Source organism: Amycolatopsis sp. NPDC114478 (genome assembly GCF_055633805.1).
Map to the genome: position 1 here is coordinate 115940 of NZ_JBVKDO010000020.1, position 25694 is coordinate 141633.

General features: G+C 73.4%; 21 protein-coding genes and 1 pseudogene. 8 read left to right on the forward strand and 14 right to left on the reverse strand.

Translation table 11 applies throughout. From position 1 onward, the window contains the following. Positions 1–412 precede the first annotated feature (412 nt). A pseudogene (locus tag ACZ7OH_RS40200) lies at positions 413–1108 on the reverse strand (MFS transporter); the annotation flags it as partial. Between ACZ7OH_RS40200 and ACZ7OH_RS40205 the strand changes: the two are divergent. Beyond that, positions 1107–1628 carry a CGNR zinc finger domain-containing protein gene (locus ACZ7OH_RS40205; RefSeq protein ID WP_470285695.1) on the forward strand — a complete coding sequence of 174 codons (522 nt, stop codon included), beginning with the start codon at positions 1107–1109 and terminating at the stop codon, positions 1626–1628. The pseudogene ACZ7OH_RS40200 and the gene ACZ7OH_RS40205 overlap by 2 nt on opposite strands. Here the strand turns inward: ACZ7OH_RS40205 and ACZ7OH_RS40210 are convergent, their stop codons facing one another. From ACZ7OH_RS40210 to merB, 5 genes are read right to left on the reverse strand one after another with little or no spacing between them, the layout of a single operon-like run. After that, positions 1629–2408, reverse strand: coding sequence for an LLM class F420-dependent oxidoreductase (locus tag ACZ7OH_RS40210; RefSeq protein ID WP_470285696.1), 780 nt, complete (start codon positions 2406–2408; stop codon positions 1629–1631). Next, positions 2405–3319 carry a phytoene/squalene synthase family protein gene (locus tag ACZ7OH_RS40215; protein WP_470285697.1) on the reverse strand — a complete coding sequence of 305 codons (915 nt, stop codon included), beginning with the start codon at positions 3317–3319 and terminating at the stop codon, positions 2405–2407. Before ACZ7OH_RS40215 ends, ACZ7OH_RS40210 begins: the two co-directional genes overlap by 4 nt. Next, the gene (gene crtI, locus ACZ7OH_RS40220; RefSeq protein ID WP_470285698.1) at positions 3316–4788 is read right to left on the reverse strand and encodes a phytoene desaturase family protein; all 1473 of its coding nucleotides are present in this window, start codon (positions 4786–4788) and stop codon (positions 3316–3318) included. The genes ACZ7OH_RS40215 and crtI overlap by 4 nt, the downstream gene beginning before the upstream one ends. 1 nt (position 4789) lies before the next feature. Further along, positions 4790–5881, reverse strand: coding sequence for a polyprenyl synthetase family protein (locus tag ACZ7OH_RS40225; protein WP_470285699.1), 1092 nt, complete (start codon positions 5879–5881; stop codon positions 4790–4792). 60 nt (positions 5882–5941) lie between these two features. Further along, positions 5942–6634: an organomercurial lyase gene (gene merB, locus ACZ7OH_RS40230; protein WP_470285700.1), complete on the reverse strand. Its 693-nt coding sequence runs from the start codon at positions 6632–6634 to the stop codon at positions 5942–5944. A gap of 49 nt (positions 6635–6683) precedes the next feature. On the opposite strand from merB, the gene ACZ7OH_RS40235 reads away from it, so the two are divergent. The 3 genes from ACZ7OH_RS40235 (at position 6684) to ACZ7OH_RS40245 (ending at position 10496) form a co-directional block, all read left to right on the forward strand. Beyond that, entirely contained in the window at positions 6684–7568 is an 885-nt protein-coding gene (locus tag ACZ7OH_RS40235; RefSeq protein WP_470285701.1) for a methylenetetrahydrofolate reductase, read from the forward strand. A 42-nt stretch (positions 7569–7610) separates the two neighbouring features. Next, a complete protein-coding gene (locus ACZ7OH_RS40240) occupies positions 7611–9293 on the forward strand; it encodes a DUF885 domain-containing protein (protein ID WP_470285702.1) in 1683 nt (560 codons plus the stop codon). Positions 9294–9626: 333 nt separating this feature from the next. Next, positions 9627–10496 carry a DMT family transporter gene (locus tag ACZ7OH_RS40245; RefSeq protein WP_470285703.1) on the forward strand — a complete coding sequence of 290 codons (870 nt, stop codon included), beginning with the start codon at positions 9627–9629 and terminating at the stop codon, positions 10494–10496. A 3-nt stretch (positions 10497–10499) separates the two neighbouring features. On the opposite strand, the gene ACZ7OH_RS40250 is transcribed toward ACZ7OH_RS40245, so the two are convergent. Both ACZ7OH_RS40250 and ACZ7OH_RS40255 read right to left on the reverse strand, forming a co-directional pair. Further along, positions 10500–11072 carry a GNAT family N-acetyltransferase gene (locus ACZ7OH_RS40250; RefSeq protein ID WP_470285704.1) on the reverse strand — a complete coding sequence of 191 codons (573 nt, stop codon included), beginning with the start codon at positions 11070–11072 and terminating at the stop codon, positions 10500–10502. Then, entirely contained in the window at positions 11069–11581 is a 513-nt protein-coding gene (locus ACZ7OH_RS40255) for a YbaK/EbsC family protein (RefSeq protein ID WP_400889107.1), read from the reverse strand. Before ACZ7OH_RS40255 ends, ACZ7OH_RS40250 begins: the two co-directional genes overlap by 4 nt. Positions 11582–12571: 990 nt before the next feature. Between ACZ7OH_RS40255 and ACZ7OH_RS40260 the strand changes: the two genes are divergently transcribed. The 4 genes from ACZ7OH_RS40260 to ACZ7OH_RS40275 all read left to right on the forward strand — a co-directional run bounded on the left by ACZ7OH_RS40260 (position 12572) and on the right by ACZ7OH_RS40275 (position 15711). Beyond that, the gene (locus ACZ7OH_RS40260) at positions 12572–12985 is read left to right on the forward strand and encodes an SAV_6107 family HEPN domain-containing protein (protein ID WP_470285705.1); all 414 of its coding nucleotides are present in this window, start codon (positions 12572–12574) and stop codon (positions 12983–12985) included. Continuing rightward, positions 12975–13745, forward strand: coding sequence for a maleylpyruvate isomerase family mycothiol-dependent enzyme (locus ACZ7OH_RS40265; RefSeq protein WP_470285706.1), 771 nt, complete (start codon positions 12975–12977; stop codon positions 13743–13745). Before ACZ7OH_RS40260 ends, ACZ7OH_RS40265 begins: the two co-directional genes overlap by 11 nt. A 59-nt stretch (positions 13746–13804) precedes the next feature. Continuing rightward, entirely contained in the window at positions 13805–14536 is a 732-nt protein-coding gene (locus ACZ7OH_RS40270) for a VOC family protein (RefSeq protein WP_470285707.1), read from the forward strand. A gap of 95 nt (positions 14537–14631) precedes the next feature. Continuing rightward, entirely contained in the window at positions 14632–15711 is a 1080-nt protein-coding gene (locus tag ACZ7OH_RS40275) for a GNAT family N-acetyltransferase (RefSeq protein ID WP_470285708.1), read from the forward strand. Positions 15712–16090: 379 nt separating this feature from the next. Here ACZ7OH_RS40275 and def read toward each other — a convergent pair whose 3' ends face one another. The 6 genes from def to ACZ7OH_RS40305 are packed head-to-tail and all read right to left on the reverse strand — an operon-like array spanning position 16091 to position 25592. After that, positions 16091–16591, reverse strand: a complete 501-nt coding sequence (def, locus tag ACZ7OH_RS40280; RefSeq protein WP_400889121.1) for a peptide deformylase — start codon at positions 16589–16591, stop codon at positions 16091–16093. A gap of 37 nt (positions 16592–16628) precedes the next feature. Continuing rightward, positions 16629–21290 carry a DEAD/DEAH box helicase gene (locus ACZ7OH_RS40285; RefSeq protein WP_470285709.1) on the reverse strand — a complete coding sequence of 1554 codons (4662 nt, stop codon included), beginning with the start codon at positions 21288–21290 and terminating at the stop codon, positions 16629–16631. Further along, on the reverse strand, positions 21271–22071 hold the full coding sequence (locus tag ACZ7OH_RS40290; protein WP_470285710.1) for a DeoR/GlpR family DNA-binding transcription regulator: 801 nt from the start codon (positions 22069–22071) through the stop codon (positions 21271–21273). The genes ACZ7OH_RS40285 and ACZ7OH_RS40290 overlap by 20 nt, the downstream gene beginning before the upstream one ends. Beyond that, positions 22043–23320 carry an MFS transporter gene (locus tag ACZ7OH_RS40295; RefSeq protein WP_470285711.1) on the reverse strand — a complete coding sequence of 426 codons (1278 nt, stop codon included), beginning with the start codon at positions 23318–23320 and terminating at the stop codon, positions 22043–22045. The genes ACZ7OH_RS40290 and ACZ7OH_RS40295 overlap by 29 nt, the downstream gene beginning before the upstream one ends. Beyond that, entirely contained in the window at positions 23317–24345 is a 1029-nt protein-coding gene (gene pdxA / locus ACZ7OH_RS40300) for a 4-hydroxythreonine-4-phosphate dehydrogenase PdxA (protein ID WP_470285712.1), read from the reverse strand. Before pdxA ends, ACZ7OH_RS40295 begins: the two co-directional genes overlap by 4 nt. Continuing rightward, positions 24342–25592, reverse strand: coding sequence for a four-carbon acid sugar kinase family protein (locus ACZ7OH_RS40305; protein ID WP_470285713.1), 1251 nt, complete (start codon positions 25590–25592; stop codon positions 24342–24344). Before ACZ7OH_RS40305 ends, pdxA begins: the two co-directional genes overlap by 4 nt. Positions 25593–25694: the final 102 nt, after the last annotated feature.

Here is a 25694-nt window from a genome sequence, read left to right on the forward strand (position 1 = left end):
CCGCCGCGGCGCCCAGCTGGACGGCCGCGGCGGTGAGCAGGCACGCCGGGAGCGACCACGCCGCGAGGGGGCCGGCCAGGGCCGCTCCCGCCGCCAGGCCGGTGATCTTCACGCTCGCCGCCGTCGTGAGCACCTGAGCCCGTACGTGCTCCGGGGCTTCCCGGTGGCGGATCGCGAACAAGGCCGTGAGCTGCGGTCCTTCGGCGATCCCGGCGATCGCGGCGGCTGCCGCCAGCGAGACGGTGTCCGTGCCGACAGCCGCCAGCGCGGCGCTCGCGGCCAGGACCAGCGTGCTCAGCCGGACGGTCCGGTCCGGCGACCAGGGCAGCGGCTTTCGTGTGAAGACCGCGTTGGCCAGGAGGGACGTGACCGCGAGGACGGTCAGCAGGAGGGCGCCGTCCTCTGGGCCGCGTAGGTGAGCCGCGCCCAGGAGCGGGTAACAGACGGTGATCATGCCGATGCCGGCGCAGGAGATCGTCGACGCCGTGGTCGCCCGTCTCAGCGGGGCGTTGCGCACGAGGACCGTGAAGCCGTCCCGGAGGCGGGTCTTCTTCTGGGGGCGTTTCGTGGGGAGGTGCCAGGCGATCGGCGTGGCCGCCGCGACCAGGACCACCGCCAGTCCGAGGCCGCTCGTGCCGCCGAGGAGTCCGGCGAGGCCGGGCCCGGCCAGCGCGGCGGCGGTGAAGGTCAGGGCGTCGAGGCGGCTGGCTTTGGGGAGTTCTTGCTTGGCGACGGCGGGCAGCTGGGCCGTCCAGCCGCCGGCGATGGCCGGGTTGAGCAGGCCGGTCACGACCGCGATGGCGACCACGCTGACCAGCGGCAGGTGCCCGAACGCCGTGGCGATGACCGCGAGGCCGCCGGCGTACCCGGCGAGGGCGGTGGCGAGCAGCCGCCCGGGCGCCGGACTGCGGTCCAGGAGGGCGCCGAAGACAGGGCCGCCCACGGCGGCGGCCGCGGTCAGCCCGGCGAGCAGCGCCGAGCCGGCGTGCGCGCCGTGCTGGAGGCCGAGCAGGAGCAGGGCGGGGCCGGACAGCTCGTCCCCGGTCCGCGCGAGCGTCGCCCCGGTCAGGTAACGCCTTATCATCAGCAAGACGTTACAGTGGGGCATGGCCTTTCCGCACCGGGATTCCGTGCAGCGCGCGGTCGACCTGCTGGGCGTGCTGCTGGTTTCGGACCCTTCGCCGCCGGCTGTCGCGCAGGTTTTGCGGTCCCACGGCGAACCGGACGTCCGGCTGTCGGCCGCGGACGTCTCGGAGCTGCAGAGGGCTGCGTTTGAACTGCGCGAGGTGTTCGCGGCGCCGGACGTGGTTTCGGCGGCCTCGGTGCTCAACGCGTTGTTCGCGGCGTACGCGCGTCCACCGCGCTTGACGGACCACGAAGAGGGCTACGGCTGGCACTTGCACGTGGACGCGGCGGACGACGGGCCGTGGGGAGCGTGGCTGGTGACGTCGTCGGCGCTGGGGCTGGCTTCGCTGCTGGCAGAGCGCCAGGACGTGCCGGGAGGGTTGTGCGCGTCGGTGTCGTGCGGGAAGCCGTTCGCCCACACGGGCGGAGGAAGCCCGCGGAGGTTCTGCTCAACCCGGTGCGCGACGCGGGAGCGAGTCGCCGCGCACCGGGCGCGAGCGTGATCAGCTGTTGGTCTTGTCTCGCCAGGCGATCCACTTCCCGAGCGCGCCGAGGTCGTAGTCCGGGCCGCCGACCCCGACCGTGAACGTCGTGACGCCCAGGTTCAGCAGCTTCGGGCCCAGCTCGTCCGGCTCGCCCTGGACGCCGCACGAGCGCTCGATCTCGGCCGGGTCGCGGCCGACGTCCACGCAGTGCTGGTCGAGGATCTTCACCTTGCGCTCGACGACCTCCGGGTCGCCGAAGCCGTGCCAGATGTCGGCGTGCTTGGCCACCAGCTTGAGGGTCTTCTTCTCGCCGCCGCCGCCGATGAGGACCGGGATCTTGCGCGTCGGCGGCGGGTTCAGCTTGCCGAAGCGCGACTCGATGCGGGGGAGCGACTCCGCCAGGTCGTCGAGACGCCCGCCCGCGGTGCCGAACTCGTAGCCGTACTCGTCGTAGTCCTTCTCGAACCAGCCCGAGCCGATGCCGAGGATGAGCCGGCCGCCGGAGATGTGGTCCACCGTGCGCGCCATGTCGGCCAGCAGTTCGGGGTTGCGGTAGCTGTTGCAGGTCACCAGGGCGCCGATCTCCACCCGGGACGTCGACTCCGCCCACGCGCCGAGCATGGTCCAGCACTCGAAGTGCTTGCCCTCGGGATCGCCGTACAGCGGGTAGAAGTGGTCCCAGTTGAAGACGATGTCGGCCCCGAGGTCCTCGGCGGCCGACGCGGTGCGCCGGATGCTGTCGTAGTCGGCGTGCTGCGGCTGGAGCTGCAGGCCGATCCGGATGCGTCGTTCGGTCATGATCGCAGCCTACGACCGCTCCGGAACCTCTCGCGCGCCAGCGCGGAGCCCGCCACCGCCAGCCGGCGCGACTTCGGGACCACCGCGCGCCGCGTGAGGATGTCGTAGTCCAGCGCCACGATCTCGTCCAAGATCCCCTCGTACAACGTCAACGCCGTCTGCACACAGGGCCGTGATTCCGGGCGCAGCTGCGCGACCCCCGCTTCGGCCCGCCGGTACACCGCCCGCGTCCGCGCGACGAAGTACGCCAGCGCCGCCCGGATCCGCGGGTCCGGCCGCCTCTCCTCCAGCAACGCGCGCGTGACACCGAACGCCGCCAATTCCGACGACGGCAGGTAAAGCCGGCCGCGGGCGAGGTCCTCGCCGACGTCGCGCAGGAAGTTCGTCAGCTGGAACGCCTCACCCAGCGCGATGGCCCCCGGCTCGGCGTCGGCCAGCGGGCCGACCGTGCCGAACACCGGCAGCATCTGCAGCCCGATCACCGCGGCCGAGCCGTACATGTACTCGCCCAGCTCGGCGAACGTCCGGTACTCGACCGGCGAAAGGTCCATCCGCATCGACTTCAGGAACGCGTCGAACAGGTCCCGCGCGATGCCGTAGCGCCGCACGGTGTCGGCCAGCGCCACGAGCACCGGGTCGTCCGGGGTGCCGCCGTCGTAGACGACGTCGACCAGGTCGCCGACACGATCGAGGGACGCCGCCGGATCGCTGCCCGGCTCCGGGTTGTCGACCAGTTCGTCGGCCATCCGCGCGAAGCCGTACAGCGTGTGCGCGGCCGGCCGGGCCCGCGCCGGCAGCAACCGGGTGGCCAGGAAGAACGTGCGCCCGTGGTGGGCGTTGATGCGGCGGCACTCCGTGTACGCGGCCCGCAGGTCCGGCGAGAGGATGCCCGCGGCGTCGAGTTCGTTCACCGGCCGGTGATCCTTTCCGCTGCCAGTCGTCCGGAGATGAGCACGGGCGGGATGCCGACGCCGGGCGTGGTACCGCAGCCGGCCAGCACGACGTTGCCCGCCGCGCGCACCAGGTTCGCCGGCCGGAACGGGCCGGTCTGCGCGAACGTGTGCGCCAGCGAGAACGGCGTCCCGGCGGCGAGCCCACGCGCTGCCCAGTCGGCCGGGGTGATCGTCTCGTCGACGGTGAACTCGTCGCCGAACCCGGTCAGCCCGCGCGCTTCGAGCGTGCGGAGGAGCTCTTCGCGGTACGGCCCGCGGACGCGGTCCCAGTCGATCGGCCCGCGCCGCAGGTTCGGCGCGGGCGCGAGCACCGAGACGATCTCGCCGCCGCGGCCGGCCAGCCCCGGATCGGTCGCCGTCGGCCGCGTCACCAGCAGCGACGGGTCGCTCATCAGCTTCCCCTCGCGGATGATCTCCGCGAACGTCCGCTCCCAGGCGTCGCCGAAGAAGATCGTGTGGTGCCCGAGGTCCCACTTCGCGCTCGTCCGCCCGTGCAGGACGACGGCGGACGGCGAGTAGCGCAGCGGCACCGGCCGCCGCGGCCGCGCGCCGATGAGCCGGTACGCGGCGGTCAGCTCGGTGGCGAGGACGACGGCGTCGCACGCGATCCGCTCGCCCGAGCGCGTCCGGACCGCGCGCACCCGCGCGTTCACCCGTTCGAGCCAGGCGGCTTCGGTGCTGAACCGGACGTCGGCGCCCGCTCGCGCGGCGGCGCCGGTCATCGCCCGGCCGATCTCGCCCATCCCGCCTTCGGGGTAGTAGACGCCGCCGACGGTGTCCATGTAGGCGATGACGCCGTACGCGCCGATCGCGCTCGCCGGATCGAGACCGGCGTAGAGCGCCTGGAACGTGAAGAGCCGCCGGACGCGCTCGTCGAGCAGGTAGCGGCCGACGCGCGGGCCGAGCCGCCCGAACCCGCCCAGCGCGGCGAGCTTCGCCAGCTCGGGACGGGCGAGGTCGAACGGCGAGTCGAAGTTCGCCGCGAGGAAGCGGTCCTTCTGCACGGCGTACAGCTCGGTGAGCCAGCGCCGCAGCGCCCGGTAGCCGGCCGCCTCGCGGGCGCCGGCGAAGGCGCGGATCTCGGCCTCCATGGCGTCGCCGTCGGTGTGCAACGCGAGAGAGCGGCCGTCGGCGAACCGCGCCCGGTACGCCGGGTCCAGCCTGGTCAGGCGCAGGTTCTTGGCCAGCGGCTCGCCGACCGCGGCGAACGCCTCTTCGAGGAGCTCCGGCATGGTCAGCACGCTCGCGCCGGTGTCCACGGCGTTGCCGTCGAAGTTCTCCTGCCCGGCGCGGCCGCCCGGGGTGGCGGCCTGTTCGAGCAGCGTGACGCGCCGTCCGGCGCCGAGCAGGTGCAGGGTCGCCGAAAGCCCGGCCAGCCCGGCCCCGATGACGACGACGTGGTCGGCCGGACCGTCGATCGTCCGCACGTCAGTACGTCCGCTGGGTGGCCTTGACGACCAGCCCGGTCAGCGCCTCGGGCGCGGGCTCGGCCAGGTGCGCGCGGTCCAGCGCGGCCATCGCCGCCGTCGTCAGCTCGTCGATCCGGCGCTCGACGGCGTCGACCGCGCCGACCTGCCGCAACGCCATCCGGACGGTCTCCACGCCCTCGTCGGAGAGGTCCGCGTCGCCGATCGCGTCGGCGATGACCGTGGCTGCGGCCGTCTCGCCCTTCTCCGCTGCGAGCTGCAGGCCGAGCGCGACGAGCAGCGTGCGCTTGCCCTCGCGCAGGTCGTCGCCGGCGGGTTTGCCGGTGACCGACGGGTCGCCGAACACGCCGAGCAGGTCGTCACGCAGCTGGAAGGCGACGCCGACCTCGCCGCCGAACTCCAGCAGCGTGCCGATCAGTTCGGGGGAGGCGCCGCCGAGCGCCGCGCCCAGGTGCAGGGGCCGCTGCACGGTGTAGGCGGCGGTCTTCAGCCGGTCGATCTTCAGCGCGGCCTCGACGGAGGCGTCGCCGGTGGCCTGCGTGCGGACGTCGAGGTACTGCCCGGCGAGGACCTCGGTGCGCATCGCGCGCCAAGCCGGGCGCGCCGCGGCGAGCGTCTCAGCCGGCAGCGGCGCGTCGGCGAACATGTCGTCCGCCCAGGCCAGCGCCAGGTCGCCGACGAGCACCGCGGTGGCCAGGCCGAACGTCGCGGGGGAGCCGAGCCAGCCGCGGTCGGCGTGCAGCTTCGCGCCCGCGATGTGCACGGTCGGGAAGCCGCGGCGGGAGTCGGAGGAGTCGATGAGGTCGTCGTGGATCAGCGCGCACGCCTGGATCAGCTCGAGGCTGGCCACCGCCTGCAGCACGCCCTCGGCGTCCGGGCCCGCCGGGTCGCCGCCCGCGCCGCGCCAGCCCCACCAGGCGAACGTCGGGCGCAGCCGCTTGCCGCCGTTCAGCACGAACCCGCGCAGCGCGTCGATCCCGGCGGCCACGGTCGGTTCGGTGTCCAGGATCGCGGTGCCCGCCCGCTCGAGGAACCCGGCCAGCGCGCGCTCGACGTGGGCGGGCAGGTCGGCGTCGGAGACGGGCGCGTTCATCCCGCCATCCTCGCGGAACCGGCGGGGCCGCGGGCCGCCGGGGCACCTGGATGTGGCGAATCAGACTCCGGCCGTGGCCGGTGCCCAGAACGGCCCGGTGAGGCCCGCTTCGGCGAAGTAGGCGACCGCGCTGTCCGGCTCGCGCCGCCGGTAGCCGCGCTCGAGCCGGCCCGCGTACCAGCCGCGGGCGAGCCGCCAGAGCGTGACGAGGTCCATCACGTATCCCTTGGCCTGCCCGGTCGCCGCGAGCCACGCGTCCACACAGGACTCGCAGCAGAACAGCCGCTGGTTGCCGCAGGTGTGCAGCACGTCGTCCCACATCCGCGCGGCGGGCACGAGGAAGTGCGCCACCTGCGCGCCCTCCGGCGGTTTCGCCCGGTCCACGACCAGGGCGTGCGGCTGGGTGCAGCCGGGGCAGCGGGTCGCGACGAGCACCTCGGGCTCGTCGTCGACCAGGTGCGGGATGGCGAACGAGTCCCAGGCGCAGCCGCCCCACCAGAGCGTGTGCGAGCCCATCACGGAGAAGCCGAGGGACTTCGCGGCGAAGGGGTGGGCCAGCACGACGTGCTCGCACTCGTCGAGCACCAGGTGGTGGGCGTCGGCGAGCCGGTGCAGCGCCTGCTTGGCCACGGCGAGGGATCCGCCCGCCGCGTCGGCCAGCTCCGGCCCGCTCGGCGCGCGGCCGCGGTCGGCGAAGGCGTGGTACACGGCGAGGCGCACGTCCTCGTCCCAGCTGGCGTCGTCATCCCTCATCGCTCACTCCTGTATCGAGTCTAGAGCCGGGCCCCTTAACATTCGAGGCATGACGTCGGTGATCGAGCGGTTGCGAGGAGACGGGCCGAAGTTCTCCATCGAGTTCTTCCCACCCCGGGACGCGGCGGACGAGGGCGTCCTGTGGAAGGCGATCCGGGAGCTCGAGCCGTACGACCCGGCCTACATGTCGATCACCTACGGCGCCGGCGGCTCCAGCCGCGACGGCACGATCCGCAGCATCGCCCGCGTCGCGACCGAGACGACGCTGGTGCCGATGGCGCACCTGACCGCGGTCAACCACTCCGTCGCCGAGCTGCGGAACGTGATCGGCTGGTACGCCTCGGTCGGCGTGCGCAACGTCCTCGCGCTGCGCGGCGACCCGCCGGGCGACGTCTACGGCGACTGGATCCCGCACCCGGAGGGGCTGACCTACGCCGAAGAGCTGGTCCAGCTGGTCCGCGAGCTGGGCGACTTCTGCGTCGGCGTGTCGGCCTACACCTACGGACACCCGCGCTCGCCCGACCTCGAAACGGACACGAAGTACCTGGTCCGCAAGCTGCGGGCGGGCGCGGACTTCGCGATCGCGCAGCTGTTCCACGGCGCCGAGGACTTCTTGCGGCTGCGCGACCGGGTCGCCGCGACCGGCTGTGACGTGCCGGTGCTGCCCGGCGTGATGCCGCTGACGACGTGGCGGACGCTGCAGACGACGATCAAGCTGTCCGGCGCGCCGGCGCCCCGGAAGCTCCTGGACCGGCTCGAACCGCTGGCCGAGGACCCCAAGGCGTTCCGCGCGGCGGGCATCGACGTGACCACGGAACTGTGCGAGAAGCTGATCGCCGAAGGCGTGCCGAACCTGCACTTCTACACGTTCAACCGGTCGAAGGCGACGCGCGAGGTGATCGCGCGGCTGGGGCTCGTCCCGGCCCGTGCTTAAGTACGTACCACCGGGTCCCGGTGGCCCGGTAGCGTGCGGCGCATGGCTTCTACTGCTTCCGACGGCGTGCACGGCATCTGTGACCGCTACGTCGACGACTACTCGGCCGTGGACCCGGTCGCCGCGACCGCCTACGGCGTCAAGGGTCACGACGACCGGCTGACCGACTACTCGGCGGACGGGTTCGCCGAGCGCGCCGGGCTGGCCGCGCGGGCGCACGCCGCCGTCACCGCCGCCGAGCCGCGCGACGCCGCCGAGCGCGCCGCCAAGGCCGTGTTCACCGAGCGCGTCGGGCTGGAGCTGGAGATCCACGAGGCCGGCCTCGACGTGGCGAGCCTGAACGTCATCTCCAGCCCCGTTCAAGAGCTGCGGATGGCGTTCGACCTGATGCCGCTGGAGACCGAGCACGACTGGTCGGTCGTCTCGGCCCGCCTCGGCGAGGTCCCGCGGGCGCTGGCGAACGTCCGCAACGGCCTGCTCACGGCGGCCGACGCGGGGCACGTCGCGGCGCTGCGCCAGGTCGCCAAGGTCGCGGAGCAGTGCGAGACGTGGGCGGGGCTGAAGGAGGAGACGGGCTACTTCACCCAGCTGGTCAGCGGCGCGCCTTCCCCGGCGCTGGCGGCGGACCTCACGCACGGCGCGCGGGCGGCTGACGAGGCGTTCGCGGAGTTCGCCGGGTTCCTGCGCGCCGAGCTGGCCCCGAAGGCCCCGGTGAAGGACGCGGTCGGCGAGGACGTCTACCGCCTGTGGTCGCGCTACTTCGTCGGCGCGGCGCTGGACCTGCGCGAGGCGTACGAGTGGGGCTGGGCGGAGTTCGCGCGCATCGAGTCCGAGATGCGCGCGGTCGCGAACCGCATCAAGCCGGGCGCGTCGCTGGCGGAGGCCGCGGCGGCCCTGGACGCCGACCCGCGTTACCGCGTCCGCGGCCGCGCCGAGTTCGAGGCGTGGATGCAGCACCTGTCGGACGAGGCACTGAAGTCGTTGCGCGGCAAGCACTTCGACATCTCCGACCGCGTGATGGCGCTGGAGTGCAAGATCGCCCCACCGGGCGGCGGCGTCGGCGCGTACTACACAGGGCCGAGCGAGGACTTCGACCGCCCGGGCCGCATGTGGTGGTCCCTCCCGGCCGGCCGCGACGAGTTCTCGACGTGGCGCGAAACGAGCACGGTGTACCACGAGGGAGCGCCGGGCCACCACCTCCAGATCGCGACGGCGGTGGACCAGTCCGAGCGGCTGAACAAGTACCAGCGCCTGATGGCGTTCACGTCGGGCCACGCGGAGGGCTGGGCGCTGTACGCGGAGCGCTTGATGGAGGAACTGGGCTACCTGGCGGACGACGGAGATTTGCTGGGGATGCTGTCGGAGCAACTGTTCCGCGCGGCGCGGGTCGTGGTGGACCTGGGCATGCACCTGGAGCTGGTGATCCCGTCGGGCACGGGGTTCCACGAGGGTTCGCGGTGGACGCCGGAGCTGGGTCTGGAGTTCATGCTGACGCGAACGATCACGGACCAGGCCCATGTCCGGGACGAGATCGACCGGTATCTGGGCTGGCCCGGGCAGGCGCCGGCGTACAAGATCGGCGAGCGGCTGTGGCTGGCTGCGCGGGCCGAGGCGCAGGGCCGGGCGGGTGCCGGGTTCGACATCAAGCGGTTCCACACTCAGGCTTTGCAGATGGGCGGGATGGGGCTGGACACGCTGCGGGAGCAGCTGGCCCAGCTGGACTGAGGTGTGCGGGGCCGTCCGACAACGGGCGGCCCCCGCCCTTCCCTGGGGGGCGTCCCACGTCCAGTTTATCGGCCCGGCCCGACAAAACCGCCCGGAAAGCCAGCTCACGGCTCGACTGTCCACAACCGCGCCGCCCTGTGGAAAACCCGTCGCGCTGCGCCGGACCCGCCGCTAGATTCCCCTTTCGTGCGCCGAATTCTCTTCGTCACCCCACCGCCCCGCGTCTGAGCGGGGTGGTTCTCCGCCGCGTGGCCTCCAGCGCCCGCGGCTGATCTGTCGTGCACAAACCGCCCCGCGTCGAACTCCCTTTTCCTTCGACGCAGGAGCATTCCCATGTCCGTTGACATGCCCACGCGCGCCCGTTCGTCGGCTGCGCTCGTTCTCGCCGGGGTCCTCTGGGGCACCGGTGGCCTCGCCGGCTCGCTGCTCGCCCAGCGCGCCGGCCTCCATCCGCTCGCCGTCGCCGCCTACCGGCTGCTCGTCGGCGGCGGGGTCGCCACCCTGGCGGTTCTCCTCAAAGGCGGCACCTTCCCGCGCACGGCCGAAGCCGGCAAACGGCTCCTCGCCGTCGGCGGGCTGTTCGCGCTCTTCCAAGCCAGCTACTTCGCCGCCGTCGCGCTCAGCTCGGTCAGCGTCGCCACGATGACCACCATCGGCGCGGCCCCGGTCTTCGTCACCCTCGCCGCGGTGCGGAAACCCGGCCGCTGGACGCTCGTCTCGGTCGCCGGCACCCTCGCCGGGCTCGTCCTGCTCCGCTGGTCGCCGGAGGAACCCGCCCACCTCCTCGGCGGCCTCGGCTTCGCGCTGCTCGCGGCCGCGGGCTTCGCGACGCTGACGCTGCTCACGGCGAAACCGGTCATGGACCCGCTGGCCACGACCGCGTTCGGCTGCCTGATCGGCGGCCTCCTGCTCGCCCCCGTGGCTGGCTGGACCGGCATGGCACTGCCGCTGCACGCCGACGTCCTCGCGATCGTCTGCTACCTCGGCGCCGTGCCGACGGCGCTCGCCTATGCCGCTTACCTGCGCGGCCTCGCGACAGCGCACCCCGTCCTCGGCGCGCTGTCGGCCGTGCTCGAGCCGTTGACCGCGACGATCCTGGCCGCTCTGCTGTTCGGCGAACGGCTGGGCCTCACGGCCTGGTGCGGCGCCGCCATACTGGTCGTGGCGCTGGCGATCGGCTACTGGCGGCCCGAACGACGCTGAGGTTCAGCGCGCGTCGAGGGGCAGCGTCCGCCCGAGGATCGCGAACGGCCGCGGGTCGCCGGCGAAGTGGTAGTCGCGCAGGACGTCGACGAACCCGGTGCGGCGGTAGAGCTTCCACGCCCGGCTGGTGCCCTCGGGCGTCGACAGCAGGACGTTCGCGCTCGGCACGCCGTCGAGCAGGCCGCGCAGCAGGTCCTCGCCGATCTGGTGGCCCTGGTTCTCCGGCTTGACGTGGATCTCGGTCAGCTCGAAGTAGTCCGACAGCCAGCGCTCGGCCTCCTCGGGTCCGAACCGGCGGCTCAGGCCGTGACGGACCTGCTCGTGCCACCACTGGCCGGCCCGGCCGCGGTAGCCGTAGGCGAGCCCGAGCAGGACGTCGTCGGCGTCGAGGGCGGCCATGCAGCGCCAGCCCTCACGCAGCGCGTGGGTGAGCCACATCGGCGCGCGCTGCTCGGCGGTGCCCGTCGGGTACCGCATCGCCCGGACGTAGATGTCCAGGGCTTCGGGCAGGCGCGCGCGGAACTCGTCCGTCGAGAGCTGGACGTAGCGGGAGCAGCCGGCGGGCATCGCGGTCACGGCTGCCCATCTTCCTCCGCGCCGTCGAGCGCGCCCGGGGTGCCCCCGGTCAAGGCCACCAGCTCGGCGAAGGTGGTCGGGTAGACGGTCTTCGGGTGCCCGGCGGCGGCCCACACGACGTCGTGGGCGCGCAGCGCGGTGTCGACGAGCGTCGGCAGCTCGGTGGGGTGCCCGGTGGGCGCGACGCCACCGATCGGCTGCCCGGTGTGCGCCCGCACGAAATCGGCGTCGGCCTTGCCGATTTCGCCGCCGGCCAGGCGCTCGAGGGTGGCCGGATCCGCCCGGTGGGCGCCGGAGGTCAGCGCGAGGAGCGCTTTTTTGTCGGACCCCAGGCGGAAGATGAGGCTGTTGGCGATGGCACCCACGGGCACGCCGAGTGCGTCGGCCGCTTGGGCGGCGGTCCGGACTTCGGCGGGCAGCACGCGGATGCCCTCGGCGGCCGCGTGCTGCCCGGCTTCGGCGAGCGCGGCCGCCACCTTGGCGACGGCGGGGTGGTCCAGCGAACTCATGAGCCTATGAGATCACGCCGCCGACCTGCTGTCCCGCGGGAATCCACCCCTGGGGTTGAGCGGACGCCGGGTGGAGGGTTACTCTGGATTTTGTTCGAACAGACGTTCGACATCGGTGAGCGCGCACCGGTCAGGTGCCCGGCTCCGGGGCGGGGGAAGCGTCTCGGCGCCGGGCACATGATCGGGCTCATCCAGCGCAGGAGGAGGGTCGTCATGTCCGTCAAGGTCGTGTCCCCCACGGAGTCCGGGCAGCCGCAGCTGCCCATGTCGCTGCGCCCGCACACCGGGCGGTCCCCGCTGCGCCCGTCGGTGTCGTCGGCCCCGCCGGTCCCGGGTTGCGTGGAGCCCCGCAAGCCCCGGCGCCGCCCGGTGGACGCCGGCCAGCCTGAGTTGCCGATGACCCCGGGTCCGGCTGCCGAACCTGAGCTGCCGAAGCCGCCTGCCGCTGGTGCGGTGTCCCGGCCGCAGTTGCCCGCTGTGGCGGGTTCGGTGCCTGAGCGGCCTCGGCCGAGCGGATCGCGCCCGCCGGTTGCCGACGCTGCGGTGCAGCGGCCGGTTGCCGAGCCTGAGCTGCCCATGGCCCTGCCCATGGCCCTGCGCCCGGCCGCCGCCGGTGCGGAACCCCGGCCGCACCTGCCCGCGGTAGCGGGTTCGGTGCCCGAGCGGCCTCAGCCGACCGAATCGCGCCCGCCGGTCGCCGAGCCTGAGCTGCCCATGGCCCTGCGCCCGGCCGCCGCCGGTGCGGAAGCCCGGCCCGCCGCCGAGCCTGAACTGCCCATGTCCTTTCGCCCGCCCACCGCCGGTGCGGAGTCCCGGCCGCAGGTGCCCGCTGCGGCGGGTTCGGTGCCTGAGCGGCCTCGGCCGAGCGGATCGCGCCCGCCGGTTGCCGACGCCGCGGAGCAGAGGCCGGTCGCCGAGCCTGCGTTGCCGATGTCTCTTCGTCCGCCCGCCGGTGCGGAGTCCCGGGCCGCCGCCGAGCCTGAACTGCCCATGTCCCTTCGCCCGCCCGCTCCGCCCGTGGCCGCCGGCCTGCTTGCCCAAGCTCGGCGCGGGCTCGCCGAGGCCGAGCGGGAGACCGATCCCGTCGAACGGTTCATCGGCGCCTACCTCGCCGCCCTGCGCGGGGCCGCCGCCGTGCTTGCCGCTCGGGGTCGTCCGCACCGGGGGCGCGCCCGGCCGGCCAGCTCCTGGGTGCTGCTCGACTCCGTCGCCCCCGAACTGCGCGAATGGTCCGCCTTCTTCGCCGGCAACTCCGCCGCGCGCGCCGCCGCGCAGGCCGGGATCACCGGGAAGGTCACCGCCGAGTCGGCCGCGGAGCTGGTGCGCGCCGCCACGTCGTTCCTCGAGCTCGTCCGCCGGCTGGTGCACGGCCTCCCGATCACCGGGGAAGCCCATGTCGCGTGAGCACGGCCCGGTCGACCAGGGGCGGCTGCTCACGGCGTTGGGGATCGAAGGCCGTGTGCTGGCCGAAGCCGTCCAGGCAGCGCCGCTCGAGGCGCCGGTGCCCGCCTGCCCCGGCTGGTCGCTCGCCGAGGTGGCCCGGCACGTCGGGAGCCTCTACCGGATGGTCCGGCGCCGGCTCGTCGAAGGCCGCAGCCCCGACGACTGGCTGCGCGACCCCGAACCGGGTCAGAGCCTGGCCGGGTACCTCGAAACCGGCCTGACCGAGCTGCTCGACGAGCTCGCCGCCCACGACTCGGAGGACCACGCCGACACGTGGTGGCCGGCCGACCCGACCTACGGCTTCTGGCGACGGCGGATGCTGCACGAGACCCTCGTCCACCGCGTCGACGTCGAACAAGCCGCGGGCGCCGAGGCGCGTGGCATCGACGAAGACCTGGCGATCGACGGCATCGACGAGGCCCTGACCCTCTGGTTCGGGCACAAGCTGCCGATGCTGGGCCTGACCGGCACGAAGGCGGGCTCGGTCGGCGTGCGCGCCGGCGCGCACAGCTGGATCGCGCGCGCCGGACCCGACGTGACGGAGGCCTGGCGCTGTTCGGCCGAGGAAGCCGAGGCCGCGGACGACGTCGTCACCGCAGCCGAGCCCGAGCGGATCTACCTCTGGTTGTGGGGCCGGTCGTCCCTGACCTCGGTGACCGTGCGCGGGGTGCACGACCAGGCGGCCCAGCTCTGGGCGCTGCTGCGGCTCGCGACCCGATGACTCCGGTAGGTGGGGAAGCCGAACCGGAACTGTCGGGGGTGGCGGTTAGCCTGCGGCCCATGAACACGCGCCTGGTGAACCTGGTGATCGACGCGGCGCGGCCGAGGGTCCTGGCGGACTTCTGGGCCGCGCTGCTCGGCTGGCGCGTCGCCGTCGACGAGCCGGACGAGGTCGACGTGCGCGCCCCGGAGACCGACGGCTGGGACCTGGACCTGGTGTTCGTCCCGGTGCCCGAGCCCAAGGAGGTGAAGAACCGGATCCACCTGGACCTGGCGAGCACGACGCCCGCGCACCAGGAGGAGCTGGTGTCGCGCGCCCTGGAGCTGGGCGGCAGCCGCGTCGACCTCGGGCAGGGCGCCGTGCCGTGGGTCGTGCTGGCCGACCCGGAGGGCAACGAGTTCTGCGTCCTCGAGCCCCGCGAGCGGTACGCCGCGGCGGGCGCGGTGGCATCGATCCTGGTCGACGCCCACGACCCGGAGCGCATGGCGGGCTTCTGGACGCGGCTGACCGGCTGGCCGATCAGCGCCCGCGAGGAGGACGTCCTGGTCGGGCTGCGCGCGCCGTCGGGCCGCGGGCCGTGGCTGGAGTTCCTCCGCAACGAGGACGTGAAGAGCGTTAAAAACCGCGTCCACCTCGATGTGGCGCCTCCCGCGGGTGCCGACCACGGCGAGTCGGTGGCCGAGGTGGTGGCCGCGGGCGCGGCGCCGGCCGACCTCGGCGGCCCGGACCTGCCGTGGCGCGTGCTGATGGACCCGGAAGGCAACGAGTTCTGCGTGCTGACCCCGCGTTGAGCGTTTCGGCCGGGTTGCCGAGCCGTCCCGAACGCTGATCTGCGCGAAACACCCGCGTCCCGGGGCGGCAACAACCGCGCGGGACCGTGGGGGGCATGAAGACCTCCAGAGCGTTGCCCCAGCTCGGTCCGGCGGCCGCGGTCGACGTGCCGGGCGCCCCGACGGCGTGGCGGGTGCGGGTCCGGATGCACGACCACCCCGGCACCCTGGCCCGCATCGCGATCCGGCTCGCCGATCTCGAGTGCAACATCCTCGGCTTGGCGGTGCTGCCGGTTCCCGGCGGCGTCCTCGACGAGATCGTCCTGCGCCCGGCGACCGGCTTGCCGCGGCGGCACCTCGTCGACGCGATTCGCGCCGAGGGCTGTGAGTGCACGGCGATCATCGACGCCGACGTCCACGAGCTGGTCGACCCTTCGTCGTCGACGCTGCTCGCGGCCCGTCGCGCGATCGACGACCCGGCCCGGCTCGCCGAGGTGCTGAAGGACGTGCTGGCCGCGGACGTGGTCACGCGCGTCCCCGCGGCCGAGGCGAACCCGGGCCGCACCGAGAGCGGGCACCGCGCGGTGTTCGAGCTGGGCGGCGGGGAAGCGCTGGTGGCGCGGCGCCAGTGGGCGCCGTTCGTGCAGCTGGAGCTGACCCGCGCCGACGCGCTGGTCACGCTGCTGGGCGCGGCGGCCAGCAACGTCGCGGGCCCGGTGGTGCTGAACCGCCCCGACGGCGCGGCGATCGTCCTGCGCAAGGGCCTCCCCGCGGACGCCGAAGCGGTGGCCGAACTGCACCGCCGCTGCTCGACGGCGACGCTCTTCCGCCGCTACCACACGGGAGTCCGCACGGTCCCGCGCCGCTGGCTGCACCGGCTGCTGGTGCCGCCGCGCGGGACGAGCGTGCTGGCGGTCTTCGGCCGCGAGGTGATCGGGCTGGCCCAGCTGATCCCGTCGGCTTCGGGGGGCGCCGAGATCTCGTTGCTGGTGGAGGACGACTGGCAGCGCCAGGGCATCGGCACGGCGTTGCTGTCCCGCGTGGCGGTGCTGGCGGAGGCGCAGGGGATCACGGAGCTGCGAGCGGACTGCCTGTCCGGGGACGACGTACTCCCGCGCACGGCGGTCCGGGCGGGCCTGCGCGCGGAACGCTCGGCGGAGGAGAGCACCCAGCTGCGAATGTTCCTGCGCGACTGACCGGCTCGGCCGCATGGGTTGGCGGGCCGCGACCTGGGGTGGCTGCGGAGGGGGTGGGCCGGTCGAGCCGCCTCGCGGTGGCTGGGTTAGCTGCGGAGGCGCGGTGTGCCGGTAGAGCCGCCCGGCGGTGGCCGGATGAGCGGGGTTGGCTGCGGAAGTGTGGTGGGTCAGTCGAATCGCCCGGCGGTGGCCGGGTGAGCTGCGTGGCTGCAGAGGCGCGGTGGGTCAGTCGAGCAACCTGGCGGTGGCCGGGTGAGCCGTGTGGCTCCGGAGGCGTGGTGAGCCGGCCGAGCTGCCTCGCGGTGGCCGCGCTAGCCGGCCGGCGGGGGAGCGGCGGCCCGAGCGATTCGCGTCCGGCGGGGGCGGCTTGCTCAGCTGGTCAGCGCTTCCAGAACCAGTCCTTGTCGCGCGCTTCGCGTAGGGCCGTCTTCTTGCGTTCGGCCGTGAGGCGGTCCAGGTACAAGATTCCGTCGAGGTGGTCGGTTTCGTGCTGGAGGCACTGGGCCAGCACGTCTTCGCCCTCGACCTCGATCGGCTCGTTGTGGATGTCGACGCCACGGACCTTCGCGTGCTTTGCCCTCTTCGTGGGGAACCACAGCTCCGGAACCGACAGGCAGCCCTCGTTGATCTCGTGCGTCTCCTCGGAGAGCTCGGCGATCTCCGGGTTGATGACGTAACCCGTGAGGCCGGCGACGTCGTAGCTGAAGATGCGCAGCCCGACGCCGATCTGCGGGGCCGCCAGCCCGGCGCGGCCCGCCGGCTTCACCGAGTCGACCAGGTCGCGCACGAGCGCCTCTAGCTTTTCGTCGAACACGGTGACCGGGTCGCAGACGGACTTGAGGATCGGGTCGCCGAAATAGCGCAGTTCGCGCATCGCCATGAGCAGAACATCCTTCGTGCGGTGTCGAACTGGCAGCTTAGGCCCGCAGCCGCAGACCGGACGGTGTGGCCCGGAAACCCGCCTCCCTCAGCACCTCCGCCAGCTCCGACGTCAAGGCCTGCTCGCCGTCGGCGCGCTGGACCGCCAGCTGACCCAGCCAGCCCTCCCGGACCGCCGCCGACAGCGCCTGCGCCGCGTCCGACAACGGTTGCCGCTCCTCCGTGAAGCTCAGCAGCGACCGGCCTCCTCTCTCGACGTACAGCGCCGGCACGCCGTCCACCAGCACCGCCAGCGCGCCGGCCTTGCGGGCCGGACGGTGTTTCGTGTCGCCCGTCGCGGCCGGCCAGGGGAGCGCCGCGCCGTACGGCTGGGCCGGGTCCGCCGCCGCCAGCACCACCGCGCGGCCGGGCGCCGGGCGCCCCGGCCCTGACAGCGCGCGCAGGCGGTCCACCGCGCCCTTCGCCGCGAACTGGGCCGCGCCCAGCCCTTCCACGACGTAGCCGCGGATCACCTGGCCGGTGTCCTCCATGCCGCGCAGCACCTTGTAGATCCCGGAGAACCCGCCGGTGACGCGTTCAGTGTCGAGCGCCCCGCGGGTCAGGACGCCGTGGCGTTCCAGGAACGCCTCCGTCCGCGCGTGGGCGCGCCGAGTCGCGTCGGTCTCGCGGTTCGGCGTCAGCGCCCAGCGGCCGGCGACCGTCGGCGGACCCGACCGCGACGGCATCTGCGGCCGCCCCGCCCGCAGCCGCGCGTAGCGGCCGCGCGGTGCCTGACGCCGTGGCTTGTGCGCGCCGTGCCCGGCCACCTGGGCCCGCAGTGGCCCCAGCGTGTCGCCGGTGACCAGCCCGGCCCACACCAGGTCCCACAGCGCGGCCACGACTTCGGCGTCGTTCGGCGCCTTGTCCACCAGGACGGTCGCGCGGTCCACCAGCTGGCGGAAGAACAGCGCGCCACCCTCCAAAGTGGACAGAAGAGCGTCGTGCAGCGGGCCGGTCGGGATGTCTTCGACGACTTCCGGCAGCAGCAGGTCGGCGACGTCCGTCGGTGCGAGGGCGATCCAGCCGTCCCCGCCGGACAACGCGCCGCAGCCGGCCCACGTGACCTCGCCCGCGGTCGTCAGCTCGTCCAGCAACGCGGGGGAGTAGCCCGGCAGCCGTCCGGGCAGGATCAGCGACTCCACCGCGCTCGCCGGCAACGGCGCCCCGGCCAGCTGCTCGACCACCGACAGCACGTCGTCCGCCGTCGGCGCCGCCCGGACGCGGCCGCCGAACCCGTGCCACGACGGCAGGAACCGGCCCAGCGCCGCCGGTTCGACCGGCTCCACCTCGGCCCGCAGCTTCGCCAGCGACGCCCGCCGCAGCCGCCGCAGCACCGCGGAATCGCAGTACTCGACACCCACGCCGTGCGTGTCCGGGTGTCCGACCGGGCTCAGCTCGCCGCGGACCAGGCGGCCTTCGCCGGTCATCCGGTCGAGGACCCCGGTGACGACGGCCAGTCCGAGCCCGAACCGCTTGGCCACGTCCGCCGCGGCGAACGGCCCCCGGCTGCGGGCGTAGCGGAACAGCAGGTCACCGAGCGGGTCCGCGACCGGTTCGGTGAACGCCTCGGGCACCCCCACCGGCAGCGCGGTGCCGAGGGCGTCCCGCACCTTGCCGGAGTCTTCGATCGCCAGGAACCGTTCGGTGCCGCCGATTCGCACCCGGATCGCCCGCCGCGCGCTCTCCAGCTGGGTGAGCCACTCCGCCTGGATCCCGCGCTCCGCGGCTTCCTCGACGGTCAGGTCGCCTAGGAAGCGCAGCAGGTCGGCGGCGTCCTCCGCCGAGCGGGCGTGCCGGTCGGGGTCGAGCCGCTGCAGCGACCGGGTCACCTCGGCGACCGCTTCGGGATCCAGCAGCTCGCGGATCGCCTCGGTGCCCAGGAGCTCGGCCAGCAGCGCCGAATCCAGTGACAGCGCCGCCGCCCGCCGCTCGGCCAGCGGAGCGTCGGTCTCGTAGAGGAACATCCCGACGTAGCCGAAGAGCAGGCTGCGCGCGAACGGCGACGCGGCCGGTGTCTCGACCTCCACCAGCCGGACCTTGCGGGCCCGGACGTCGGCCATCAGCTCCCGCAGGCCGCCCACGTCGTAGACGTCCTGCAGGACCTCGCGCATCGCCTCCAGCACGACCGGGAACCGTTCGTACTTCGACGCGACCGACAGCAGCTGCGACGCCCGTTGCCGTTGCTGCCACAGGGGAGTGCGCCGCCGTGGGTCCCGGCGCGGGAGCAGCAGCGACCGCGCGGCGCACTCCCGGAACCGCGCCGCGAACACCGCCGAACCGCCGACCTCGGCGACGATCAGCTGCTCCACCTCTTCGGGGTCGAGGAGGACGTCGTCCGCGCCGATCGTGACGTCACCGCCGTCGGCGTCGAGCGCGTCGGGCAGGCGCAGGACGATGCCGTCGTCGGAGTGCGCCACCTGCGCGTCGACCCCGCGGTTTTCCCGCAGCCGCGCGGCGATCGCGAGCGCCCACGGCGCGTTCACCTGAGCGCCGAACGGCGAGTGCACGACGATCCGCCAGTCGCCCAGCTCGTCGCGGTAGCGCTCGAGGAGGATCGTCCGGTCGTTCGGGACGTGCCGGGTGGCGGACTTCTGCTCGGCCAGGTAGTTCAGCAGGTTGTCGCACGCCCGCTCGTCCAGCCCCGCCGCGGCGGCCCGCTCACGAGCCTTCTCTTCGTCCGATGTGGACAGTTCGCGGACGAACTTCCCCAGCGCCCGGCCGAGTTCCAGCGGACGGCCCGGCGCGTCGCCCTTCCAGAACGGCATCCGCGCCGGTTCGCCCGGCGCGGGCACCACGATGACCCGGTCGTGCGTGATGTCGGTGATCCGCCACGACGACGTGCCGAGCAGGATGGTGTCGCCGACGCGCGACTCGTACACCATTTCCTCGTCGAACTCGCCGACGCGCGAACCGGGCTTGTCGTCCCCGCCCGGCGTCATCACGGTGAACAGGCCCCGGTCCGGGATCGTGCCGCCGGAGGTCACGGCCAGCCGCTGCGAGCCAGGCCGTCCGCGCAGCTCGCCGCCGATGCGGTCCCACGTGATCCGGGCCCGCAGCTCGCCGAACTCCTCGCTGGGGTAGCGCCCCGAGAGCATGTCGAGCACCGCGTGCAGCGCGTCGTCCGGCAGCGACGCGAACGGCGCTGCTCGCCGCACCAGCGAGGCGAGGTCCGGCACCGTCCACGGCTCCAGCGCCACCATCGCGACGATGTGCTGCGCCAGCACGTCCAGCGGGTTGCGCGGGTAGCGGACCGCCTCGATCGCGCCACTCGCCATCCGCTCGGCGACCACCGCGCAGGAGACGAGGTCGCCGCGGAACTTGGGGAACATCACGCCGGAGGAGACCGCGCCGACCTGGTGCCCGGCGCGGCCGACGCGCTGCAGGCCGGACGCCACCGTCGGCGGCGCCTCGATCTGCACCACGAGGTCGACCGCGCCCATGTCGATGCCCAGCTCCAGCGACGACGTCGCCACGACGCACGGCAGCCGCCCGGACTTGAGGTCCTCCTCGACGCGCGTGCGCTGCTCCCGGGACATCGAACCGTGGTGCGCCCGGGCGATCACCGGCGGCGCGCCGGTGCTCACCCCGGACTGCCCGACCGCCTCGGCCGGGAACGAGTCCTCCGGCGTCAGCTCCGTCCGCTCCGCCGCCAGCTCGTTGAGCCGGGCCGTCATCCGCTCGGTGAGCCGGCGCGAGTTGGCGAACACGATGGTCGAGCGGTGGGCCTGGATCAGGCTCAGTACCCGCTCTTCGACCGCCGGCCAGATCGACGGCCGCTGCACGGGGGTGCCGGCGATCTCCTCCAGCGTGCCCAGGCCGCCCGGCGCGATGTCGCCGGGCGGGAACGCGTCGGTCAGCGACTCCAGCTCGTCGAGCGGGCTCGGCGCCGGGCCGCTGCGCGGTGCGTCGAGGTTGCTCATGTCCTCGACGGGGACCTCGACGCGCACCTCGATGGTCTTCGCCAGTTTCGGCTGGACCACGCGCACCGGGCGGCCGCCGGCCAGGAACGCGCTCACCTCGTCGACCGGGCGGACCGTCGCCGACAGGCCGATCCGCTGCGCCGGCTTCGGGAGCAGCGAGTCCAGCCGCTCCAGCGACAGCGCGAGGTGCGCGCCGCGCTTGCCGCCCGCAACCGCGTGCACCTCGTCGACGATCACGGTCTCGACGCCGCGCAGCGACTCCCGCGCCGACGACGTGAGGATCAGGAACAGCGACTCCGGCGTGGTCACCAGCACGTCCGGCGGGGTCTTGCCGAACGAACGGCGCTCGGCGGCGGTGGTGTCGCCGGTGCGCATGCCGACTTCGATCTCCGGTACCGGGAGCCCGAGCCGCCGCGCGGCCTGCGAGATGCCGGCGAGCGGGGCGCGCAGGTTCCGCTGGACGTCGACCGCGAGGGCTTTCAGCGGGGAGACGTAGAGGATCCGGCAGCGCTTGGTGGCCTCCGCCGGCGGTGGTTCCACCGAAAGCCGGTCCAGCGCCCAGAGGAAGGCGGACAGGGTCTTGCCGGACCCGGTCGGCGCGACGACGAGGGCGTGCTCACCCGCGTGCGCCGCCCGCCAGGCGCCGTCCTGGGCCGCGGTGGGCGCGGCGAAGGCTCCCGCGAACCAATCCCGGGTCGCGGGGGAGAAGAGGTCGAGCACGTCAACTGCCACGTCGTCCATGATGCGCGGCACCACCGACAGTTTCGTGCTCGTCGCCCACGATCACGCTCTCGGCGAACGGCGGGTACACGGCGTCGATCGTCGGTTCGTCGGTGATCAGCCGGTACTCGCGGTCGAGCGGCGTCCAGTAGGAAAAAGGGGCCTGGTCCAGCTTGGAGTGGTCGGCCAGCACGTAGGCCTCGGCGCCCGCGTGCAGCATCGCGTGCTTGACCACGGACTGCTCCAGTGACGGGCAGCACAGCCCACGGCCGGGCACCACGCCGTCCGCGCCCAGGAACACCCGATCGGGTGAGATGTGCCTCAGCTGGGCGAGCACGCTCTCGCCGAGGATGGCCTCGTTGGGGTGCCGCAGCCGGCCGCCAAGGACGATCAGGTCGATCCCGGCGAAGCCGGCCAGCTCGCGGATGGCGGTGACGCCGTTCGTGACCACGGTCAGCCCCTCGCGGTGGGCGAGGTGGCGGGCGAGCCTGCCGGTGGTCGCGCCGGCGTCGAGCAGTACGACCTCGCCGTCGCGCACCAGCGCGGCCGCTTGCCGGGCGATGGCCTCCTTCGCCGTCGCGTTCTCGCGGTCCTTCTCGCGGGGACTGCGTTCGGTGTCGAGCGCGCCGCCGTAGGTGCGGACGACGTGCCCGGCTCCGGCGAGGGAGGCGAGGTCGCGGCGGATCGTCGACTCCGAGACGCCGAACTCCTCGGCCAGCTCCGCGATGCCGCCCGAGCCGTCGCGGACGGCTTCGAGCAGCATCGCGCGCCGGTCACGGGTGCCTGGTCGCGGCTGGGACATGCGCCGACTCTTCCACAGTCGCGGATTTCAGCCCGAAGAACGCCAGGCCGGCGGCCACGGCGAGGAACGCGGCCAGCACGACGAACCCGGTCGTCGCGGTGCCGGTGACGTCGGTGAGCCAGCCGACCAGGTAGGGCCCGGCGAACCCGCCGAGGTTGCCCAGTGCGTTGATCAGGCCCATCGCCACGGCGACGACCTCGATCCCGAGGATCCGGCTGGGGATGGCCCAGAACGGCCCGTACGGCATGTAGACACCGGTCGCGACGACGCAGAGCAGCACCAGCTGCACCGCCGCGGGCCAGTGCACGAGGTTGCCGAGCAGCAGCCCGGCGATGGCCACGAGCAGCGGCACCGCGACGGCGAGCCGCCGGTTGCCGGTGCGGTCCGACCAGTGCGCGCACGCGACCATCCCGGCCAGCGCGAGGACGTACGGCACGGCCGACAGGAACCCGACCGCGGTGGCCGAGCCGCCGGTCATCGTCTTCACGACCGACGGCAACCACAGGCTGAAGCCGTAGAAGCCGGTGATCCAGAAGAAGTAGACGCCGATCAGCAGCAGCACCTGCCGGTTCGCCAGTGCCTGCCGGTAGCCCTGCTTAACGAACGCCGGCTTCGCCTCTTCCTCGGCCCGCAAGGTGGTTTCGAGGTACTCGCGTTCCTCCGCGGAGATCCAGCGGGCCTTCGCCGGGCGGTCGGCCACCGCGAACCACCAGACGACCGCCCACAGCAGCGGCGGCAGGCCCTGGATGACGAACACCCAGCGCCACGACACGTGGTCGAGCATCAGCCCGGACAGTGGGGACATGACGATCGCGGAGATCGGCAGGCACGTCATCCACAGCGCGTTCGCGCGGGCACGTTCGGCCTGCGGGAACCAGGACGCCAGCAGGATCAGCACCGCCGGCCACACCCCGCCTTCGAACAGCCCGAGCAGCAGCCGCGCCAGGTACAGCTGGGTTTCGTTCTGCACCAACCCGCAGAGCACCGCCGCGAATGCCCACGCGACCATCAGGATCAGCACCGTCTTGCGGGCGCTCCACTTCACCGCCAGCACCGCGGCCGGGATCTGCAGCACGAGGTAGCCGACGAAGAAGATGCCGCTCGCCAGGCCCTTCGCACTGGCCGACAGCGGGAAGTCGTCGCCGATGTAGGGCAGGATCACCGCGACGTTCGTGCGGTCGAGGTAGGCCAGCATGTACATGACCACCGCGACCGGGATGACGTACGCCCAGCGCTTGCGGGGGATCACCGGACGCCCGGCGGGTAGATCGACGGCAGCTTCCGCGCGTACGGCGCCAGCGTCGCCGCGGCCTTGAACGCCGCGATCATCGTGCCGTGCGAGGCCCGGCCGGTGCCGGCGATGTCGAACGCCGTGCCGTGGTCGACCGACGTGCGCAGGATCGGCAGGCCGACGGTCACCGACACCGTGCCGTCGAAGTCGTACGTCTTCGACGCGATGTGCCCCTGGTCGTGGTAGAGCGAGAGCACGCCGTCGAACCGGCCCTGGATCCCTTGGTGGAACACGGAATCCGCCGGGATGGGGCCGACGACGTCGAGTCCCGCGACGCGCGCGGCGGCCACCGCGGGCGCGATCGCGACGATCTCCTCGTTGCCGAACTTGCCGTTCTCGCCGCCGTGCGGGTTAAGCGCCGCCACGGCGAGTCTCGGTTTCTCGGTGCCGAACACTTCGAGCGCGGTGTAGGCCTCGCGGATCGCGTGCTCGATGTTCTCCCGCGTGATCTGGTCGATCGCTTCGCGCAGCGAAAGGTGCCGGGTGGCGAAGAAGATCTTCAGCCCGGACACCCAGAACATCGTGTTGTACCGGGTCGAGCCGGTCAGCTCGCCGAGCATCTCGGTGTGCCCGAGGTGCTGGGAACCGGCGGCCCAGATCGCCTCCTTGTTGATCGGCGCGGTCACGACCGCGTCGACCTCGCCGGCCAGCGCGAGCCGGGTGGCCACTTCGATCGCGCCGACGGCGGCGGCGCCCGCGGTCGCGTTGACTTCGCCCCACGGCAGGTCTTCCCGGACCACGCCGAGGTTGAGGATGTCGATCACGCCGGTGGTGAAGCGCGCGTCGGCGACCGTGGCGATCGGGTTGATCTCCAGGTGCAGGCCGAGGTGCCGGACCAGGCGTTCCAGCACGATCGCGTCGCCGACCGCCACCCCGCGGGCCATCTGCAGGGACTCGGGCTCGGCGAGGGTCTTGAGGGTGATCTCGGGGCCGATGCCGACGGGGTCGCCGAGGGTGACGGCGAGGATGGGGAGGTCGCTCACGGGTTGTTCCTTCCGGTGGCCAGCACGTGGTTCAGGTGTTCCAGGCAGGCGACGGCGGCATCGCGCCCGCCGATCAGCCCGCCCTTGGTGGCGAAGGGCAGCCCGCTGTGCGGGCCGCCGGAGAGCCGCCCGGCGACCGCCAGGGGCAGCACTTCGGTGTCGATCTCGAAGCCGTCGGCGCCGAGCGCTTTCGTGACCTCGACGGCGATGTCGCCGCCGGTGGCGTAGAGCCCGCCGATCCGGTGCGCGCCGAGCACCAGCCGGGTCGCTTCGCCGAGCGCGGGCGGGATCCGCGCCGCGACGTCCGGGTCGATCGGGACGCCCGGCGTGGGGGCCCGGGTCCGGATGCCGACCACGCGGTGCCCGGAGCCGAGCAGCTTCCCGGCCGCGGCGGCGATCGCCGGGGGATCGGGCCGCTCCGCGTCGACGTCGACGTAGCGCACGTCCAGCACCAGCTCGGTTTCCAGTACCTGGTCGCGGGTTTGCCCGGTGATGCTGCCGACCACGGCGAGGACCGGCGGGACGGTGCCGTGGCCGGGCGCGAGGCCCAGCGCGGCCGCCAGCCGGACCCCGAACGGCCCGGAGTCCACGGAGATCCAGCGCGTGCCTTCGGCCGCCAGCCGGGCGGCGGCCTTGGCGACGGTGGTGAGGTGCCGGTTCGTCGTGGCGTCGCAGACGACGATCCCCGCCGGGCCGCGCAAGGCGGCCTCGACCGCGTCCACGCCCTCCTCGACGACGTCCAGCGGCAGCTCGGCGATCTCCCGGTCGGTGGGCCGCAGGAGCGTGCGGATCCGCGAAGTCCTGACCGGGGCGAGGGGATCGCGGGCGGCCGGGCTTTCGGCCAGCGGCACGCCGTCGACCAGGTGCAGGCCGCCGAGGGTGACCCGGCCGGCGTCCGGGAACGCGGGGACCACCAGGGCGCGGGCCTCCGGCGCCGACGCCAGGACGGCCTCGGTCTCCACGCCGACGTTGCCGCGCAGCGTCGTGTCCACGCGCTTCACCGTGAGTTCGACGGGTCCGGCCAGCCCGACCGCGTCCCGCACCGCCCGCGCGGCGTGTGACGGCGGAGCGTGCCGGGTACCCAGGTTGACCACCAGTGCGTCGATCCCGCTTCCCGCGCGGAAGCAGGGTGCGTCCGGTTCGAGCGGCGCGTTGACGGAAACCGCGCGCAGCCCGAAGCGGGCGTACAGCGCTCCGGTCGCGTTGCTGCCGGTCAGGTCGTCCCCGAGGACGAGCAGTTTCGGCATCACCCGCTCCTTTGCGCGGTTCGTGCAACTCGGCTGACCGAACTGCGCAACTATCGTGCACCGTGATCCACCTCTCCGTCAAGCGCCGGCGACTTTCCCGGG

What these genes read in the sequence shown, in the direction of transcription:
- ACZ7OH_RS40205 (WP_470285695.1), top strand. Translation starts at nt 1,107, where the DNA reads ATGGCCTTTCCGCACCGGGATTCCGTGCAGCGCGCGGTCGACCTGCTG.
- ACZ7OH_RS40210 (WP_470285696.1), bottom strand. Translation starts at nt 2,408, where the DNA reads ATGACCGAACGACGCATCCGGATCGGCCTGCAGCTCCAGCCGCAGCAC.
- ACZ7OH_RS40225 (WP_470285699.1), bottom strand. Translation starts at nt 5,881, where the DNA reads ATGAACGCGCCCGTCTCCGACGCCGACCTGCCCGCCCACGTCGAGCGC.
- merB (WP_470285700.1), bottom strand. Translation starts at nt 6,634, where the DNA reads ATGAGGGATGACGACGCCAGCTGGGACGAGGACGTGCGCCTCGCCGTG.
- ACZ7OH_RS40235 (WP_470285701.1), top strand. Translation starts at nt 6,684, where the DNA reads ATGACGTCGGTGATCGAGCGGTTGCGAGGAGACGGGCCGAAGTTCTCC.
- ACZ7OH_RS40240 (WP_470285702.1), top strand. Translation starts at nt 7,611, where the DNA reads ATGGCTTCTACTGCTTCCGACGGCGTGCACGGCATCTGTGACCGCTAC.
- ACZ7OH_RS40245 (WP_470285703.1), top strand. Translation starts at nt 9,627, where the DNA reads ATGTCCGTTGACATGCCCACGCGCGCCCGTTCGTCGGCTGCGCTCGTT.
- ACZ7OH_RS40255 (WP_400889107.1), bottom strand. Translation starts at nt 11,581, where the DNA reads ATGAGTTCGCTGGACCACCCCGCCGTCGCCAAGGTGGCGGCCGCGCTC.
- ACZ7OH_RS40260 (WP_470285705.1), top strand. Translation starts at nt 12,572, where the DNA reads ATGTCCCTTCGCCCGCCCGCTCCGCCCGTGGCCGCCGGCCTGCTTGCC.
- ACZ7OH_RS40265 (WP_470285706.1), top strand. Translation starts at nt 12,975, where the DNA reads ATGTCGCGTGAGCACGGCCCGGTCGACCAGGGGCGGCTGCTCACGGCG.
- ACZ7OH_RS40270 (WP_470285707.1), top strand. Translation starts at nt 13,805, where the DNA reads ATGAACACGCGCCTGGTGAACCTGGTGATCGACGCGGCGCGGCCGAGG.
- ACZ7OH_RS40275 (WP_470285708.1), top strand. Translation starts at nt 14,632, where the DNA reads ATGAAGACCTCCAGAGCGTTGCCCCAGCTCGGTCCGGCGGCCGCGGTC.
- def (WP_400889121.1), bottom strand. Translation starts at nt 16,591, where the DNA reads ATGGCGATGCGCGAACTGCGCTATTTCGGCGACCCGATCCTCAAGTCC.
- ACZ7OH_RS40285 (WP_470285709.1), bottom strand. Translation starts at nt 21,290, where the DNA reads ATGGACGACGTGGCAGTTGACGTGCTCGACCTCTTCTCCCCCGCGACC.
- ACZ7OH_RS40290 (WP_470285710.1), bottom strand. Translation starts at nt 22,071, where the DNA reads ATGTCCCAGCCGCGACCAGGCACCCGTGACCGGCGCGCGATGCTGCTC.
- ACZ7OH_RS40305 (WP_470285713.1), bottom strand. Translation starts at nt 25,592, where the DNA reads ATGCCGAAACTGCTCGTCCTCGGGGACGACCTGACCGGCAGCAACGCG.